Origin of the sequence: Azospirillum oleiclasticum, assembly GCF_013423485.1 — a bacterium.
Classification (GTDB): Bacteria; Pseudomonadota; Alphaproteobacteria; order Azospirillales; family Azospirillaceae; genus Azospirillum; species Azospirillum oleiclasticum.
Map to the genome: position 1 here is coordinate 1 of NZ_JABFFR010000091.1, position 347 is coordinate 347.

General features: G+C 70.0%; 1 pseudogene. It reads left to right on the forward strand.

Features of this window, described 5'->3' with window-relative positions:
* Nucleotides 1–347 (forward strand): annotated as a pseudogene (locus tag HL658_RS36350) (hypothetical protein); the annotation flags it as partial.

A 347-nucleotide genomic window follows, 5' to 3' on the forward strand; every position in this document is an offset into this window, starting at 1 on the left:
CGGCGGCTCCGGTTCCGACGTGGTGATCACCGGCGACACCGGAACGACGATGACGGTGACCACCGGCGTCGAGATCCTGGTGGGCGGTGCCGGTTCCGACCTGATCACGCTGGGCTCGTCGGGCAACACGGTGCTGCTGCGCGGGATCGAGAGCCTGACCGGCGGGTCCGGCGACGACGTGGTGACCATCGGCGACACCGGGACGTCCATGACGGTCGGCGCGGTGGAGACGCTGACCGGCGGTGCCGGCTTCGACCTGATCACGCTGGCGGACGGCGGCTCGACCATCGCCGTCGGCGGTCTGGAAAGCCTGATCGGCGGTTCCGGATCGGATGTGGTGACGCTTG